Raw genomic sequence first — 15,744 nt, 5'->3', positions numbered from 1 at the left:
GTTTGCGATACTTTTTTATTCTTAAGAATATACAACGGAGAATCATCACTAGGAGTAGGCAGTAGAGAGGTGCCGAAACAATCGGGATTCGCATATCCCCAAAGTGTGGGGCTAAAACAACGATTGGAATATTTTTTAATCAAAGATTCTGGAAGCTTTGTCCCTTGCAAACGATCTTCCATACATTCATAAACTTCATCCAAATTGCTATGACTATCAAAACAGCCTATTGCATGCTCTTGCTTTCTTCTCGTTTCATAATCTGATGAGAGACTACGCTTTCTTCTCGACAAAGTGCCCGGGGTATCATCTCGAAGTTCAATAACATGATCATGCCATCTCATCGAATATTCTTGCATCGTTGCAAAACTGCGATCTGCATCAACGCTGCCAAAATAATCAAAACCACGCAAAAACATTCCTCGTAAGTCCGGTACATGAAAGGTCGTTGCACCATCACCATCTCCCCATGTCGTCCCTATCGTTGCAAAAAGATTACGATAAGTCTCACGCGAATAAGATCCCCCATCACACAACAACCAACCTTCTGGTAAACTTTCCATTGCAAAGATGCCTATAAATCCAATAGGAAGACGTTTAAAATGAGAAACTTTCTTTAGCGTTGGGTTAAGCAACTGCCAACCTGAGAGATCTTCATCATACACCAAAGTATAAATACAGCCACCTTGTATCTCATCTCCAACAAGACGAGAAACACCCGTTTCTGCAGCTTTGTAAACCGGCTTGCCTGATAAATTATTCAAAGAAACTGTTGTAGACCCAACATTGAATCCTCTCGCTCTAAAACTGACAACAATATCATTCTTGTATCCTAAAAAGGGGGATTTTGTTTGAATCCTAATGGCTGTTTGTTCGCCTGAAAAATCAACATCAAAAATACCCTCAAGACATCCACTCGTATCCGATAAATACTCTCTAATCCTTTGCATCATCGCACGCGCACTGTTATTAACTGTATGTGGCGACTGTCCATCCGACCAATCAATAAGGCTATCAGACACTCCATTTTCTGACGCTGACAACACATTGATTCATAAGTGTTTTTTATCGTTTCTCACCTTGAATCATACCCCCGAATATTGTAAGATTCTCTCATTCCAAAGCTGCTTATGTTGAATCAATCAAAACTACTCACTTGCACCTCACAAGTGGGATGAATGTGTGGATAAAATTTATATAAGAAAGGACTAAAAATGGCTCTTATGAACCGTCTTAAGTGCCAAGGGCTGTCGCAACATTGGGTGCTGGTAAAGTGAATGATGGTGCCGGCTTGTACCTTCATAAGCGTAAAGATGGTGGTGCGCAATGGATTTACCGTTATACAATTCACGGGCGCCGTCGTGAAATGATAAAACAGTTGCGATAGCTTTGGGATCAATCAGTGAATTTATAAGAAGAGACGACAGATAAGATCGATAAGCAGATTTAAAGACACATAGCAATAAAAATCCTAATATGAGAGCCGCAATGATTTGAAATGACATGAGAAAAAAGCAATGCTTACCATACAACCAATCATTAAGACGGGAAAAATAGGATTTTGAAACTTTGAAAAATACTTCTGAAACAATATATTGGAACTTTCTGAAAAAAAATTCCCAATGATAAAAATAATCGAAATGAAAAGTGCAGGTTGAAATAGCAAAAAATCAGAAAATGCGGTAGAAACAGTTCGATTATTGACCAAAATAGCAAAAGCTGAAACTGCACTTCAAAAAATAAGCGTGAAGCGGTAAGGATTTTTGACTTCTTTACGGCTGGCGCGCATAACTGTGAAAATACTCGGATGAGCATTGATATGAAAACTATTTAATCCCTTCGTCAATTTTGGAAACATAAAAATAGCAAAAATTAATGAAAGGACTTGAAAAATCATAGGCAATGCGGGATGCACATAATAAAGGACGCCCCCTAAAAAATAAGTATCGTTGTCGCACTATAGGTAACAGCAGCCACTTCGGACTTAACGGAAAACAGTGTGCGATGCTTTGGTACTACAAAAAAGAGTAAACTATCTTCTGCACCTGAAAAACAAGCGGCTGCTAATGTAATACACAGCAAATAAGTGGCGTAAGCAAAATATGCATAATTCATAAAAAGAGCTAAAAAACCGCAAAAAAAGAAAAACAACCCAGCATAAATAACGCGCTTACTTCCATAAGCATCTGATAAGAAACCCAAGGGGACTTCTAAGATCAAAGGAAGCAATAAAAAATAACTACCGATTAAAACAATATCCGCTTGCAACAAATGCAATTTTTCCGACAAAAAAAGTGGTAAAACAGCAACCACTAGAGCAGTCAACTTGCTAACATTATAAATCTTAAATTGCTTAATCTTATCCACAAAACACCTCCCCACGACATTCACCAGATCCTTTTAAATGTTTTAAGCAAACCAGTCTATTGCTTCAAAATTCTTTGGCTTCCCAAAAGCTACTGAATAAAAAATTTTAAAACCTCCATTATTATCCAATGCCAACGATGAAAATGGAAGTGAATACATTCATAACAACGAAACATACATAGAATTTTCCCCTCAGTAATCATTCATGCAGTTTACAAAGCTTTATGGATTCCATGAAATTTTCCTTTCTTAGAACTGTTTACTTATAAAAGCCTGAAGAAGAGATTCTTTCGTTGATAATTCAGCCCTTAAATGAAAAAATGAGGCTTTTGGCGAAGGCGTTTTGTTTCTTAAAACTTCAGATCAATCCTTTACCTTACTTTTTCTCAAACAACGAAATAACAACATATCAAGCGGACTAAATCTGACATAGTCGACATTTTTGCTCATACAAAAAACGATAAAAGTCATCATATTTTCTAGAATCTTTTTGGGAATTGTCGACCTTGTTCCTATAGTTTGCAGAGAGCAAAAATTTTTAACTCTTTTAAGTTTTTTCTCATTAATAATTATTTTATGGTAAATAATATGATTGACTGATTTTTGAGAAAAGGGATAATCTTATGACTACATCTATAAAAGTTAAATCCTGCATTGCCAATTCGGTTTACGCAAAATGTTTGCTATCTAGTATAGCTGCTTCATAAAATAAGCATATTGTGTGGGGGATAACAAACCTCCCCTTTAGATTATTGAGGGCAACGTATTTTTACAATTAAATGAACTGATTAAAGAATGCCGCAGTATTGCTCTTTCTTTTTTAGAACGTGACTGCTCTGCAGGTTATGTCAGACGTGACGAAATCTTTCAAGAGGCTATAATATGGCTTTTTGTGCTTATTAAAAATCTTTGCTTATTACAGGCGATGCTGGTGTTGGCAAAACATCATTTGTTAGAGAGTTGCGTTCTAAACTTCAAAATTCATCATTTGATCTCTTGAGCAGACAATTCGTGTTTGAAATCTATATAGGAAATATTCTTTCGGGTACCGCATTGCGAGGTGATTTTGAGAAAAAAATTACACCTTATGAAAATGTGATTTTATTTAGAGAGAGACGACTTTAAGCAATTGTACAAATGCTGGTGGACCTCGTGTAGTAGAACCAATCTTTTCTAAAGAAGATGCTTTCTCACAACATGGTTTAAGTATATAGAGTTATAAGCATTTTGATAGACAAATTAATTTGTTTAAGCATGCCGTGGGAGATTTCTCTTCTGCAGTGAAAATTCAGAAAAATTTACAAAAAGCATCGGTTGCTCTTATTGGCCTCGGAGGAGTTAGTAGCTACATTTTCTACACGCTTTCAGCTATGAGTATTGGAAAAATTATCAGCTATGAATTTGATGTCGTAGAAGAATCTAATCTATCGAGGCAGATGTTATATACATATGATGATACTGGTATGAAAAAAATAGAGGTTGCAAAAAAGAAAGGAAAACGCATAAGCCCAACAACAAAATATTTATTTTACGATCAAAAAATAGAAACTTTTGATCACGCATGTTTAGTCTTTGAAGATGTTGATTTAGTAATATGCGCAGCGGATATGCCGAGGCCTGAGTTTTTTTATTTAATGAATAAGGCATCTTATGCCAGGAAAATACCTTTGCTCTATGCAGAATCCAGTACTCATAATGCTGTCATAGGTCCTTTGGTTATTTCAGGAAAACGAGGTGTTATAATTGTATTAATCATGTAAAAAACAGAAAAATACTTTTCCTTTTGTTCAGAAAATAAAAGAGGGGCATGTAAACATTTTAATAGACCCTTACAATGCGTGGCGGATTCTCTTTGCGCTCTTGAAGCCGTTAAACTTCTCACAAGATTTGGTGCGTACCAAATTGTCGGCAAAACGTTATCTCTTGATTTCAATCACTATACTTTTACTGAAAGTGACCAGACACAGCACTCTACTATTGTAAAAGTTGTCATTCATTTATTGAGGGAAAGTTATGAAAAGTGTCTTTATCTATGGAGTCTTGTATCATGGTGTGCGGATTTTTACGGGTGCTTCCGCTTTAGTCTATATGATGTCGCAAGGTTTGACAATCGCTAATGTCGGTTTCATTAAAACTTTTCAAGCAGCCATTATGTTGCTTTGGGATTTACCACTTGGTTATTTCTCTAATAAAATAAGCCGCAAATTATCGGTTCTCCTTGCCGCCGTTACTGCTCTGATTTAGCTTTTTCCTATCGGATTATCCTCATCGTTTTTTGGTTTTATACTGGCAGAATTTTTTAACGCCTTATCAATGACCTTTATAAGTGGAGCTTATAATGCTCTGCTCATCCACGCTTCAAAGGATAATTCTTTGTCCATTACAAAAGTTTTAAGTACGAGTCATAAATGGAACCATATTGGAATGTTTGTTTTCAGTTTAACAGGTGCTTTTGTCACTGATTATTTTAATATTGGTGTTTGGTATATTGCTGCATGTTTAATGTTTATCGTATTTATTTACGGGGGTATTTTTTTACCAGATTCTATTTCTGAAAGAGGAAATCATGAGAGTGCTTTAATCAGCTTCGTGCATGATTTTAAGCAAGCGGTAAGTTTATCTAAAAATTTACGTTTTATTTCACTCTTATTCATTATAAGCGGCATATTGTTTGATATCCCTGCGCGATATGGCAGGCTCTCTTTGTGCAATTTAACCTGACGGTTTCTCACACACAATTGGGCATTGTATTCTCTGCATTATTGTTAGCCCAATCTTTTTCAGGCTTAATTCTAGAAAATTTAAAAAATAAAGTATGTAGCTATCTTCACATTGATGGTAGCTATTGCTACGAACCTACCTTTGATAAAGATATGACCACTGAATTTTTTCATAGTTGGTTTCTTGGTTGCTTTCTTGTTTTTTATTGTGCGGCTCATTCATATGATCTGCGAAACAATATTGCATGATATGATCGAAGACCGTTTACGAGCAACTTATGAATCTTTTCTTGCAACCATTATGCGAAGCAGCTTGATGATTGTCCTTCCATTCACTGCTTATTTAATCGAATGTTATGGGTTTAGTTATATAGGATATTGTTTGATACTTTTGGGTGGAATGATTTTTGGTTGTAACTATTTTAAGAAAAATAATACTGTTATTATTCCCTAGATGAGGGATGGGCTCCTTTGTAAATTTGAAGTGGCTTTTTTATAATGGAGACTGAAAGATTTGAAACATTAATGTTTACTATGAAAATGTACGTGCTTTTTTGCTCATACTATTCTGCTTAGTCTTCTGAAGACTCGTCATCCCCTAAATATCACACAATCATGGACAGCATAATTGCCTAAAAGCTTGGCAAAATTATCTCAAATGAAGTCATCCCAGCGTCAAGTGAAAATCATGAGAGAATAATTAATTGTATATCTGAAGCGTTTCTAAATACCTCGACAGATAAAAACACCTGCTCCTCCAATAGTGCTCGAGGCATTCGTTTCTCATTTTAGCACTGTGGATTGTTTTACTCTTGTGACCACAGCTAAACTCTTAACCACACTAATATTCCCAAAATATTTCTCAGGAATTTAATCCAAACCGGTTATGTTAAGAAGTTAGTTATTCCAGCCTCCATCACTTCTTTTAAGTATCTGAAAAGACATTTCATTGTTGCTCTTTGTCTGGAAATTACCTTTCCTCGTTCAAGCTCTTTTATTGAAAGAAGAAAATGATTTTTTATATTTTTAAAAGTACAATGATAAAGTCTCAAGCATGTGCACTCATAAATCATGTTCTGGATTTATCTTCTAAAAAATATTTGCTTCTTTTCATTCTTGGCTCGCCGTCTTTTAAAGAGAGACATCACTTTTAAATCCTGTACAAACTTATAGAATTAAACCTGTAAGTTCAAAAAATTGTTATAAGAAAGTGATACTCATGTTGTTTTGCAAAACTATCTCAGTGTTTCTCAATATCTTGAATATACTGAGAATATCACTCTCCAAATTGCTCATACTGATAAATCAATACTTCATGTATACGACAATATAAATATAAACAATTTATATAAACACATTTAAACTATAATCTCTTACATTTATAATAAAACTAAGCCTCTTTTATTAATAAGATTTGCTATGGAATCTAAAGATAATATATTTCTTGTATTCTACCAATTGAATATGGAGAATAGAGAGTTATATAAATAATACCCTAAATTAGCATATACATGTTTTATCTTCTCAAATATCGATGTCATAGTTTTCCAAAATACATTATGATCACCTTGATGTGTTGGTATAATAACTTTATGTAACAAAGAATTAACCTGCTTATCAAAAAAAACATTTATCTTTGTCGCAAAAATAGAAGGAACAATAATGACGGGTACTTCTCTTACAAAAATCGTATGTTCAGATGCTTTTACAACAGACGAAAAACTTAAGATAATAGCGCATACAGCAAAGTAATATCTTATATTCATATTTTTATTTTTCCTTACTTTTCTTAAAACAATAAACATAATGTAAATAAAATTTCATACGATTTAAATTTAATAAAATATTAAAAATCATATAATGAATTTTTCCATATAAAACAAGTGAAAATGAGGTATTATGATTATTCGTAAATTTTTATACTTTTATATATTTAAAATACTATATACTTTACATGACATATTTCTAGATAGCTTCTTAAAATATTATGCAACAATCTTCTTTTGTTTTAGCATACTTCCTCTTAGAATTGTGCAAAAAATAAAACAGAAAATTTTCATAATTTCTCTTTTTATCTTTACAGAATCCTCAACACAGCATCTCCATTACAGAAGTGGAGCTACCCTTTCTTTGACGTAATGAAAGGAATGGATTTTTTAACTGTAAGGGCTATAAAGGATGCAATCAGCACTTTCAGAAAAGCGCCAATCAAAAAACCTAATGAAGCTGTAAAAGCTGCTAACAAGGAAACTTGGGCAATATATGCCGTCCACGGTATTCCAAAAAGATAGACAACCCCAATACCACCCACAGCATTTATCACACATAATATGAGAAAATTTAGCCGCTGCCAAAATAACTCAACCATAAAACCAATAAAAAATGCAGCAAATACAAAACCAACAAGATACCCAGCCGTAGGACCCAGAAAAACACTTACCCCTCCATTTCCACTAGGTAGTACAGGCAGCCCAATAGCTATAAGTACAAGAAAAAGCAGTGATGCTAAGGCCCCTCTTTTCGCACCAAGTATAGACCCTGCTAACATTGGCCCCATAGACTGAGCTGTAATCGGAACACCAAGAGAAATGGGAAGATAAATAGCAGGAAAACTGCTTAAAACCACATAAATAGCTGCAAAGAAAGCAATATAAGTTAGATCTTTTGTATTCATTAAATCCCCCTTTACTATAAAGTACTCTATCCGATCCATATTCTTAGTGTTACCTTATAAGAACATGCTTCTAGAACTTCTAAAAATATCCTTATTATTAACCTATACGATTAGCAATATAATATACCCTCTTACCTCTGCTGTACTTCATACAGTTTATTTAGAATGGATAATAGATATCCTTTTTTACTCTTATAGTTTTCTGCTCATAGAACAACATTTTTATTCATTACAGCATAAAAAAATCAGAGAAGAGAACTCTGTCGTGCTTTCTTTTTTATCCTTTAAGCAAAACCACAACATAATCCCTCGTTTCAAGGTACAATTATCCTTTCTTTGAAGCAATCAGAGGAACAGCTTTTTTAATTGCCAATGCAACAAAAGATGCAATCAGAACTTTCAAAAAATCACCAATCAAAAAAACGAATGAACTTGTTATCGCTGCCCATAAAGGAGTCTTCGTAACATATGCCATCCATGGTATTCCCAAAAAATAGACAACCCCAATACCTCCTACAATATTTATCACACATAATGTCACAAAATTTAATCGCTTCCAAAACAACTCAACCATAAAGCCAATAAGAAATGCACCAACTGCAAAACCAATCAGATAACCAGCGGTAGGCCCTAAAAAAACACTTATTCCTCCACGCCCACCAGGTAATACAGGCAATCCAACAGCTATAAGTATAAGAAAAAGCAATGATGCTAAGAAGCCTCTTTTCGCCCCAAGTATAGACCCTGCCAACATGGGACCCATCGACTGAGCCGTAATCGGAATACCAAGAGAAATGGGGAGATAAATAGCAGGAAAACTGCTTAAAACCACGTAAATAGCTGCAAATAAAGCAATATAAGTCAAATCTTTTGTACTCATTCATGATCCCCTTACTAAGAATAATCCTATCATCATTAAATATTTTCAGCATCACCATCATAAGAACGTGCCTCAAGTGCTTCAGCAACTTCCGATGCCATCCTTATGGTTCGTATAATTAACGGTATTGCAAGGGCAGCAATATTTGTATCAAGTCCACGTGCGCGCTGTGCTTCATGCACTTCATTGAATTTTTCACTCACAAGCGGAATAAATCTAATTGCCAGAGATAAAACCATACTAAATTTTGATGGATTTATACCAAAACGTCGTAATGGTTGAACCCATGTTTCAATTACACTCACCATATCCGAAACTTTAGTCGTTAAAGACACAAGTAATGCTAAAAAAATGAGAGAAATAAAACGCACTATGACTTCAAAACCTGTAGTCCAATCTTTATAAATAACTTGAAAAACAAAGAGAAGTACTAAAAGCAATCCCATTGCTTTAAGTTGCTTTAACACATTGTTAAAAGGAACCTTAGCAACTTTGTAAAAAAGGACAACAAACAATAAAAAAACAAAAGAATAGGAACTGCTGATACCATCAATAAAGTGCTTGTACACACCGCAAGAAAGAACAGCTTAACTCCTGGTCTCAGCCTATGAATAAATGTATCTTGAGGAAGGTATAAACCAATCACGACATTTTCCTTATATATTCTTTGATCGCCACAAAAGGTACATCGTCAACAACTATTTCCCCCTTATCAAAAACCAACACTCTATCAAAATTTTTAAGAAACTCCAAATCATGGGATACAACGATCACCGTTTGTGATAATTCTTCTATCACCTGTGTAACACGGCGCTTATTTCGCAAATCAAGTAATGTTGTCGGCTCATCGAAAACAATATAGTCTGGTTTCATGGCAACAACACTAGAAATAGCAACGAGTTGTTTTTGTCCACCACTTAATAAATGAACTGCGTGATTTCTAAAAGCTTGAAGATCATAGCGCTGTAAAATTTCATCAACACGCTCCTTAATTTCTTCTTTACTCAGTTTTAGATTTTTAAGACCAAAAGATAAGTCTTCTTCCACTAATGATAAAACAATTTGATTATCGGGATTTTGAAAAACAAACCCTACTTTACGCTTTACTGCCTTTGCATCATGCTTTGTATCAAGCCCATCAACGCTTACAAAACCATAAGACGGTAATTGTAGCCCATTGATAAGACGAACAAATGTACTTTTTCCAGAACCATTCGCACCAACAATAGCAACTCTTTTTTCTGTAAGCTGTACAGTAATATCTCTTAAAACACACAACTCACCAAAGACTTGTGTCACCTTATCGAATTTTATAATCCCCAAAATTTTATTCCTATCAACCCCTTTTATCCGCTCCTTTACTGCTACAGCTTCAATTTATAGCCCAAGAGCAAAAACAAATACCATACAGGAATAATAATAACGGCCAAACTCATGTCAGGCATCTGTACAGGAATATATGTTTCAAAACAAGATACCCTTATTCCTACAATCTCAAAAAATTTTCCCATTAATCCATTCTGTCCAAAACCACTTAAAAACATAATGCAAAATAATAAAGCAAGAAAGCAAAGGCAAAAATAATTGGCGTAAGGATATAAACCAAATGCATAAATAAAATCACCTTTTTTGTTTTTATGTGCCTTTCGAAACTTCAAATGAACAATAACAATAATAGCCCAAGTTATAACTGCTGCAGCAGTTGCAAGAGCCATAATCCGCATAAAACTGTTATCAGGAACCAAAGCATTAACAACGATAATCAATGCCGTACAGATTGATGAAAAAAGGATAGCAACATAAGGGGCACGCGCAGCACTCAGTTTACTAAAAACATGTGGTGCATTTTTTTGCAATGCTAAGCTATGAAGCATACGACCATTAGAATAAATACCACTGTTGTAAACAGAAATAGCAGCCATAATGACTACAAAATTTAAAATATGACCAGCCGCAGGAATCCCTACAGTTTCGAAAATTGTAACAAAAGGACTACCGTTTTTTGCAATCCTATTCCACGGACTGATTATCATAATGACACTGATAGAACCAATGTAAAAAATGATAATTCTCCACATAACTTGACGGATAGCCGTTGGAATTGTTTTTTGTGGGTTAGATGCCTCTCCAGCAGCGATACCAACAAGCTCTGTTCCTCCAAAAGAAAACATTACTACAGAAGTTGCCAAAACCACCCCTATGGCTCCATAAGGAAAAAAACCGCCATGATCCCAAAGATAATGAATATTCGCTTGATTTCTCCCGAATCCAGTAACAATGAGAAAAATTCCCAAAATAATCATACCAATAACAGCAGCAACTTTGATCAAAGCGCAACAAAATTCAAATTCCCCGTAAAAACGAACATTAAACAAATTAACCAACGTAACAAACAAAAGAACAATGAAAGATGACTTCCAACGATCAACCAAAATCCAATGATCAAGGTAAAACCCTATCACTGTAAGTTCAGCCATACTCACAAGAATATAAAGAAACCAATAATTCCAACCTGTGATGAAACCAGCCAATTGCCCCCAATATTTATAAGCAAAAAAACTAAAAGCCCCTGAAGATGGCTCTTCTACAGACATTTCACCAAGCATTCGCATAATAAAATACATAGTAAGCCCGCCAATAAGATAAGCTAAAATAACAGATGGGCCAGCTAATTGAATTGCTTCCGTTGATCCATAAAAAAGTCCTGTCCCAATAACGCCACCCAAAGCAATCATTTGAATATGACGATTTTGAAGACTACGCTTCAATTCATTATGCTTTTCTTCAAACATTATTCCTCATTACTTTTGTTGAATTCAAACTCGGTTTTTATAGAAACAATCAAAATTTCTATGCCTCTTGTAAAAAAGCAAAACGAACGCAAACTTATTTTCTTGTCACAATGCAACTTCTTATTTTGCTATGCATTATGCAATTATTCCATTTCAATTATAGGGAAAAAATGCTTCGCCCTCTGCTCAAATTTATGATCTTCATTTTCGTTACACTAACAATTGTAATCTTTGTTATTGATAGCGTACATTCCATGAGTACATCACACTGGACGATAACCTCCTTCGATAAAATATTGGCAAATCTTCTGCAAACAGATATCTATGGACTCAACCAATCTCTACACAATATCATGCCCACTCCCCTATCCTCCATTTGCATTGCCCTTATTTGTTTACCAGTATGGTTTATTTTTGGTGCTATAGCAATAATACTTTGTGTATTGAATCACAAAAAACAAAAGCCTTTTCACAAAATATCATATACTTAAAAAAATATATTCCATTTTAATATTGAAAATTATCTTTTAAAACCCACTATACCATACACACTCAACACATTTCAGAGCTTTTCATTTTTTAAAATAGATTTTACTCATAGAAACAGGTTAAAAGACTCCTATCAAATACACACCAATCCTCATGATTGCTATGCTAAGGTATAGGCTCCTTTTCATTTATAAAAAGCAATGGGTTACTCAATGAACGTTTCGTTATTAACCTTTCGTTCAAGTCTACAAAGAAAGAACTCAATACTTGCAGTAGTTAAAAGTTATTATGATCTCTCATGTTTTACCCTATCCAAAAGCTTTTCTCTGTTTTTTAGTACTATGAATCATATACAGAAAATACTTTCTCTTATAATGGTATTCCTCCCCCTTAACTGAAATTGACTTTTTTGAAATCATGAAGGAAAATTCCGAGTCTTACAAAAATCGCCCTCCCTTATTTTGAATTAAGGAGTTAAATAAAAAAGTAGTCAACAACAGTCATTGTGAAAACATGATATTATCGAGATCCAATACTCATCCTATTTTGAAATTCAAAACACTCTTATTGAAAGATTCAAAAAAATACCTAATACTCTTCTTGATGAGACGATGGTAGCACAGCAGTTTCAGCAAAACTTCATTCTTCTAAATCTGAAAACCGCTTTGTTAAAATATTAAACTTTTTAGATATCTCATTCAAACTTTTCCATTGATCTGTCACTACACAAGAAAGCTCTTCAATAAGCCTTTCCTGGTAAGCTAATCTTGTTTCTAGTTCGACCAGTCGATTTTCATCCGACATCGTTTTTACTCCATCTAAAATAAAAAATGATTTTGATTAAATCACTCATTTATCATCATTTTATAAAAAATAAGAAGTAACTTTTCTACAAATTCTACGGGCCTTAATCTTCATAACACAAAAGTTTATGATATCTTTTATTTGCTCAATCACTTGTCCTATTCCCCCAATAATCCTACTCTCCCAATCACTTGTTCAATAAATTGTTTCCTTTCCCCATTGACGTAACAAATATTTTTATCTTGAAAAAGATGTTCTGACCTCACGGTCCATCACAAAGATGCGCTTTTATATAAACTTACGGGTCTAATGCGATCATCAATGAAAAAGCATTTGACCCTATCTAAAACACAAATACTATCCTACTCTTAACTTCCATGAAGCGTTCCTCACCCAATAAATGCGATCTCATTAAATTATTGAAAAAAATGTATACTTGCTTTTATGCATAGTTTTAGCTATTACCCTCAGATTAGTTCTATTTGCTTATTGTACAAGCATATGCCGCATTAGCTCAGTTGGAAGAGCACATCATTCGTAATGATGGGGTCGCTGGTTCGAATCCGGCATGCGGCACCATTTTATATATTTAATACATTGAAATGTATATTTTTTAACAAGCTATTTTCTGACTAACTTTTGCACTTTATACCATTTTATCTAAATTATTTTTATTTTCTTCTTATTTTTCTTTGAAGTGAATGCTCATAACTCTTTTTTCTACACGTCATAACTTTCCTTCATTTATACGGTTCAAGAAAACTTTCCTTGAATACCCAACTACAAATTTTGGTTGTTGATACCCATAAGAGCTGTATATATTCACATGCTGTGACGTAGCTATCCGCGTGTATTGAGAGGTTAGCGCCCATTTCTATTGTTGTTTTGTTTGTGATATTTTGGTTGATTGTTGACGAAATTGATGTTTTTGCAGTCTCTTTTTCTCCCCTAATGTCTACATAATGGCTTAACTTACCTCTCAACCAACTCTGCAACATCAGCTAAAGTGTAAATTTTAATAATTTGTCCTTCTTCTTGCCAACATTTTTCTCTCCATTATTTTAAAAATAACATCATAGATACTTGATCCTATTATATTGGGATTAATATGGATAACAGAAGCATATTTGTTATGAAACTCATTTTTCACTTCTGTTAGAGAGCTATCTTGTGTTTGTAACATGTGATGCAATTCAATGGGGGGCATTAGCGTCAAGAGGTGCTCTTCCTGTTTCCATTCTAGCAATGTTTGTACCCCATATTTTTTCCCCTTTTTCTTTCCAAATAACAATTTTGTTAGGATAAAACAGGCCGCTTCTCCGATAAACTTTCTTTTTCTGAATCATTTCTTTTCCTTTGTAAGATTACTTCCCACCGGAAACTTCTTGTTGATTGTCAAATTTTTCTGCTACCTGTTCTATCAAAGCGTAGCTGAGCTGTTGAACTTTTGACACTTCTTCAGCTAAAGCCACGGCGCGTTCAAGGTGGGCTTGCCTGATGTTATCGTCAAAGCCTAGATGCTCTTCTGCTGCAAAACTTTGCTGATAAGAGTGTAAGGTCTCAACATCGCCCAATAAAGCAAGAGCACCAATATGAAGCAAATCATAGTGAAATTCATGCTTTTTGCTTGTTTTTGTTTTGCTTTTCTTCCAAGGCGGTGTGCCATATCGAGAGCGAAATTTCTCAGAAAGCTCTATCTCCTTCTCTGCCCATTCTAGCGCCTCGTCAAACGCTTGCTGTAAGCAGTCAACACTCAGATTTCCAAACCCTTTGCCTCAAAATTCAATTCTAAATCTGGTAAATCTTCCATGTAGGTAGGATCAATCATCTTGCAAACAGTAGCAAGAATTCTGGTATCAATCAAAAAGGCGCTATCAAATTGCGGACAATCTTCAACAGTTTCATCGTTATAAAGAAATTGCACTTCACGATCTGACAATTGATAAATTGCCACATATCCCCCGTCGATTTTTTCTGTCGACCAGCCTAAGCTTTGTAAAAGCGCGTGCGTACTCTCCATGGTCAAGGGCGCATCTGTATCATCCGCCTCCTTTGTTGTCTCAACAGCAGCAGTTTTGGAGGCGATCGATGCTGTTCGCGGATCCAAGCTTAAAATTGGAGGGATTTTATTAGAAAACACAATCAAGTCAATAGCTTGTATGCAATTATTTTATACGAATCCACACTTTTGTATATGATTCAATTGACCCTTTTTTATCAACAATTGCCATGTATGAACAAAGCATGAAAAGCAAATCATGACACAAATCTTATAACGCATGTGAGCATTCAAAAGCAGTAATCATTCATAACAATTCAATAATACGTTTTGATCATAAAATCGATAGTTATAACGTTAAAATCGTTACAGCTCTAAAAACAACGCCTCTAAAATTGGAGCGGTTAATTTTGCTAGCTAAAATATAAAGCGACTTTGATAGGTATCCCCCAAATTGGGGTGACCTCCTTTAGAGTATAATTCTTTAAGTATTCTCTTAATATCACGCATAAATCACTCATCTCAAATTTGGATTCGTTAAGTTCTCAAACATTCTCTTGAGATCACGACTAAGCATGTTGAAACGGTTTAGTTATAAAATGACTTTCTATTGTAGTCATAAGATTATGCGTGCTTTATATCTCATTTGATAAAAGCCGGTGTTTATTGTCTTATGAGAGATTGGTTTCAAAACCAACACTTGCAAGCATAAAATCAAAAGAGCGGGTTTGTTACTAATTGCACTTATCAACGCATTTACTCTTGATTGGATTGATAGAGACCTTACAAAACGTTTGATTTATGAATAGGTTTTATCGTAAATGCTGTATTCACAGTTTCTCTCTTCATATCAAATATAACAAGAATGCTTTCCTATTTAACATTTATGCTTTTTTGGATAAGGTTTCATAATGACAATAGAGAGCTTGCAATATGATAGGTTTTGTATATAGAGGCATTTATTGTAAATTTGTATTTTTTATGCATTTCAATCTATAAAGCCGCGCTTTTAATCGACG

Annotated in this window: 17 protein-coding genes, 1 tRNA gene and 1 pseudogene; 7 read left to right on the top strand and 12 right to left on the bottom strand. The window is 34.5% G+C overall.

Annotation, left to right across the window (positions count from 1 at the left end):
- Window positions 1–1,043: tail fiber protein (locus tag BN67_RS00920; RefSeq protein ID WP_244427012.1), on the bottom strand; the 1,043-nt coding region annotated here is incomplete at its 3' end.
- A 194-nt stretch (window positions 1,044–1,237) separates the two neighbouring features.
- Between BN67_RS00920 and BN67_RS13985 the strand changes: the two genes are divergently transcribed.
- The gene (locus BN67_RS13985; protein WP_019222289.1) at window positions 1,238–1,387 is read left to right on the top strand and encodes a hypothetical protein; all 150 of its coding nucleotides are present in this window, start codon (window positions 1,238–1,240) and stop codon (window positions 1,385–1,387) included.
- A gap of 545 nt (window positions 1,388–1,932) precedes the next feature.
- Here BN67_RS13985 and BN67_RS14695 read toward each other — a convergent pair.
- Window positions 1,933–2,367 (bottom strand): MFS transporter, encoded by a 435-nt coding sequence (locus BN67_RS14695; RefSeq protein WP_019222287.1) that lies wholly within the window; start codon window positions 2,365–2,367, stop codon window positions 1,933–1,935.
- A gap of 1,244 nt (window positions 2,368–3,611) precedes the next feature.
- On the opposite strand from BN67_RS14695, the gene BN67_RS13145 reads away from it, so the two are divergent.
- The 4 genes from BN67_RS13145 to BN67_RS13130 all read left to right on the top strand — a co-directional run bounded on the left by BN67_RS13145 (window position 3,612) and on the right by BN67_RS13130 (window position 5,541).
- Complete coding sequence (locus BN67_RS13145; protein ID WP_051011279.1) at window positions 3,612–4,127, top strand: HesA/MoeB/ThiF family protein; 516 nt, start codon at window positions 3,612–3,614, stop codon at window positions 4,125–4,127.
- 253 nt (window positions 4,128–4,380) lie between these two features.
- Window positions 4,381–4,611 carry a hypothetical protein gene (locus BN67_RS13140; RefSeq protein WP_051011278.1) on the top strand — a complete coding sequence of 77 codons (231 nt, stop codon included), beginning with the start codon at window positions 4,381–4,383 and terminating at the stop codon, window positions 4,609–4,611.
- Window positions 4,612–4,740: 129 nt separating this feature from the next.
- Complete coding sequence (locus tag BN67_RS13135) at window positions 4,741–5,088, top strand: hypothetical protein (protein WP_156791608.1); 348 nt, start codon at window positions 4,741–4,743, stop codon at window positions 5,086–5,088.
- 195 nt (window positions 5,089–5,283) lie between these two features.
- A complete protein-coding gene (locus BN67_RS13130) occupies window positions 5,284–5,541 on the top strand; it encodes a hypothetical protein (protein WP_156791607.1) in 258 nt (85 codons plus the stop codon).
- Window positions 5,542–7,206: 1,665 nt separating this feature from the next.
- On the opposite strand, the gene BN67_RS00865 is transcribed toward BN67_RS13130, so the two are convergent.
- The 5 genes and pseudogenes from BN67_RS00865 to BN67_RS00845 form a co-directional block, all read right to left on the bottom strand.
- The gene (locus BN67_RS00865) at window positions 7,207–7,761 is read right to left on the bottom strand and encodes a biotin transporter BioY (RefSeq protein ID WP_019222283.1); all 555 of its coding nucleotides are present in this window, start codon (window positions 7,759–7,761) and stop codon (window positions 7,207–7,209) included.
- A gap of 325 nt (window positions 7,762–8,086) precedes the next feature.
- On the bottom strand, window positions 8,087–8,641 hold the full coding sequence (locus BN67_RS00860; RefSeq protein ID WP_019222282.1) for a biotin transporter BioY: 555 nt from the start codon (window positions 8,639–8,641) through the stop codon (window positions 8,087–8,089).
- Between the two features lie 35 nt (window positions 8,642–8,676).
- Window positions 8,677–9,287 (bottom strand): annotated as a pseudogene (locus tag BN67_RS12430) (energy-coupling factor transporter transmembrane component T family protein).
- Complete coding sequence (locus tag BN67_RS00850; protein ID WP_019222281.1) at window positions 9,284–9,964, bottom strand: energy-coupling factor ABC transporter ATP-binding protein; 681 nt, start codon at window positions 9,962–9,964, stop codon at window positions 9,284–9,286. Before BN67_RS00850 ends, BN67_RS12430 begins: the two are co-directional and overlap by 4 nt.
- 41 nt (window positions 9,965–10,005) lie before the next feature.
- On the bottom strand, window positions 10,006–11,433 hold the full coding sequence (locus tag BN67_RS00845; RefSeq protein WP_019222280.1) for an amino acid permease: 1,428 nt from the start codon (window positions 11,431–11,433) through the stop codon (window positions 10,006–10,008).
- 170 nt (window positions 11,434–11,603) lie between these two features.
- Between BN67_RS00845 and BN67_RS14690 the strand changes: the two genes are divergently transcribed.
- A complete protein-coding gene (locus BN67_RS14690) occupies window positions 11,604–11,924 on the top strand; it encodes a hypothetical protein (protein WP_026088088.1) in 321 nt (106 codons plus the stop codon).
- A 637-nt stretch (window positions 11,925–12,561) separates the two neighbouring features.
- Here BN67_RS14690 and BN67_RS00835 read toward each other — a convergent pair.
- On the bottom strand, window positions 12,562–12,726 hold the full coding sequence (locus BN67_RS00835; protein WP_019222278.1) for a SlyX family protein: 165 nt from the start codon (window positions 12,724–12,726) through the stop codon (window positions 12,562–12,564).
- Window positions 12,727–13,229: 503 nt separating this feature from the next.
- On the opposite strand from BN67_RS00835, the gene BN67_RS00830 reads away from it, so the two are divergent.
- Window positions 13,230–13,305: transfer RNA gene (locus BN67_RS00830), tRNA-Thr, on the top strand.
- Window positions 13,306–13,741: 436 nt separating this feature from the next.
- On the opposite strand, the gene BN67_RS15385 is transcribed toward BN67_RS00830, so the two are convergent.
- From BN67_RS15385 to BN67_RS15290, 4 genes are all read right to left on the bottom strand, one after another.
- The gene (locus tag BN67_RS15385) at window positions 13,742–13,909 is read right to left on the bottom strand and encodes a hypothetical protein (protein WP_192813112.1); all 168 of its coding nucleotides are present in this window, start codon (window positions 13,907–13,909) and stop codon (window positions 13,742–13,744) included.
- A gap of 10 nt (window positions 13,910–13,919) precedes the next feature.
- Window positions 13,920–14,072: a hypothetical protein gene (locus BN67_RS13980; RefSeq protein ID WP_019222276.1), complete on the bottom strand. Its 153-nt coding sequence runs from the start codon at window positions 14,070–14,072 to the stop codon at window positions 13,920–13,922.
- 18 nt (window positions 14,073–14,090) lie between these two features.
- Window positions 14,091–14,327: a DUF6990 domain-containing protein gene (locus tag BN67_RS15295; protein WP_026088087.1), complete on the bottom strand. Its 237-nt coding sequence runs from the start codon at window positions 14,325–14,327 to the stop codon at window positions 14,091–14,093.
- A gap of 152 nt (window positions 14,328–14,479) precedes the next feature.
- Complete coding sequence (locus BN67_RS15290) at window positions 14,480–14,866, bottom strand: hypothetical protein (RefSeq protein ID WP_026088086.1); 387 nt, start codon at window positions 14,864–14,866, stop codon at window positions 14,480–14,482.
- Window positions 14,867–15,744: the final 878 nt, after the last annotated feature.

It is taken from the genome of Bartonella rattaustraliani AUST/NH4 (assembly GCF_000312565.1).
In the GTDB taxonomy this organism is placed as follows: Bacteria; Pseudomonadota; Alphaproteobacteria; order Rhizobiales; family Rhizobiaceae; genus Bartonella; species Bartonella rattaustraliani.
Note: the sequence above shows the minus strand (reverse complement) of the source record. Positions and strands in the feature narration are given on the sequence as shown.

Coding starts and splice junctions, on each gene's coding strand:
- BN67_RS13140 (WP_051011278.1), top strand. CDS start 4,381: ATGAAAAGTGTCTTTATCTATGGAGTCTTGTATCATGGTGTGCGGATT.
- BN67_RS00865 (WP_019222283.1), bottom strand. CDS start 7,761: ATGAATACAAAAGATCTAACTTATATTGCTTTCTTTGCAGCTATTTAT.
- BN67_RS00860 (WP_019222282.1), bottom strand. CDS start 8,641: ATGAGTACAAAAGATTTGACTTATATTGCTTTATTTGCAGCTATTTAC.
- BN67_RS00845 (WP_019222280.1), bottom strand. CDS start 11,433: ATGTTTGAAGAAAAGCATAATGAATTGAAGCGTAGTCTTCAAAATCGT.
- BN67_RS14690 (WP_026088088.1), top strand. CDS start 11,604: ATGCTTCGCCCTCTGCTCAAATTTATGATCTTCATTTTCGTTACACTA.
- BN67_RS00835 (WP_019222278.1), bottom strand. CDS start 12,726: ATGTCGGATGAAAATCGACTGGTCGAACTAGAAACAAGATTAGCTTAC.
- BN67_RS15385 (WP_192813112.1), bottom strand. CDS start 13,909: ATGTTACAAACACAAGATAGCTCTCTAACAGAAGTGAAAAATGAGTTT.
- BN67_RS13980 (WP_019222276.1), bottom strand. CDS start 14,072: ATGATTCAGAAAAAGAAAGTTTATCGGAGAAGCGGCCTGTTTTATCCT.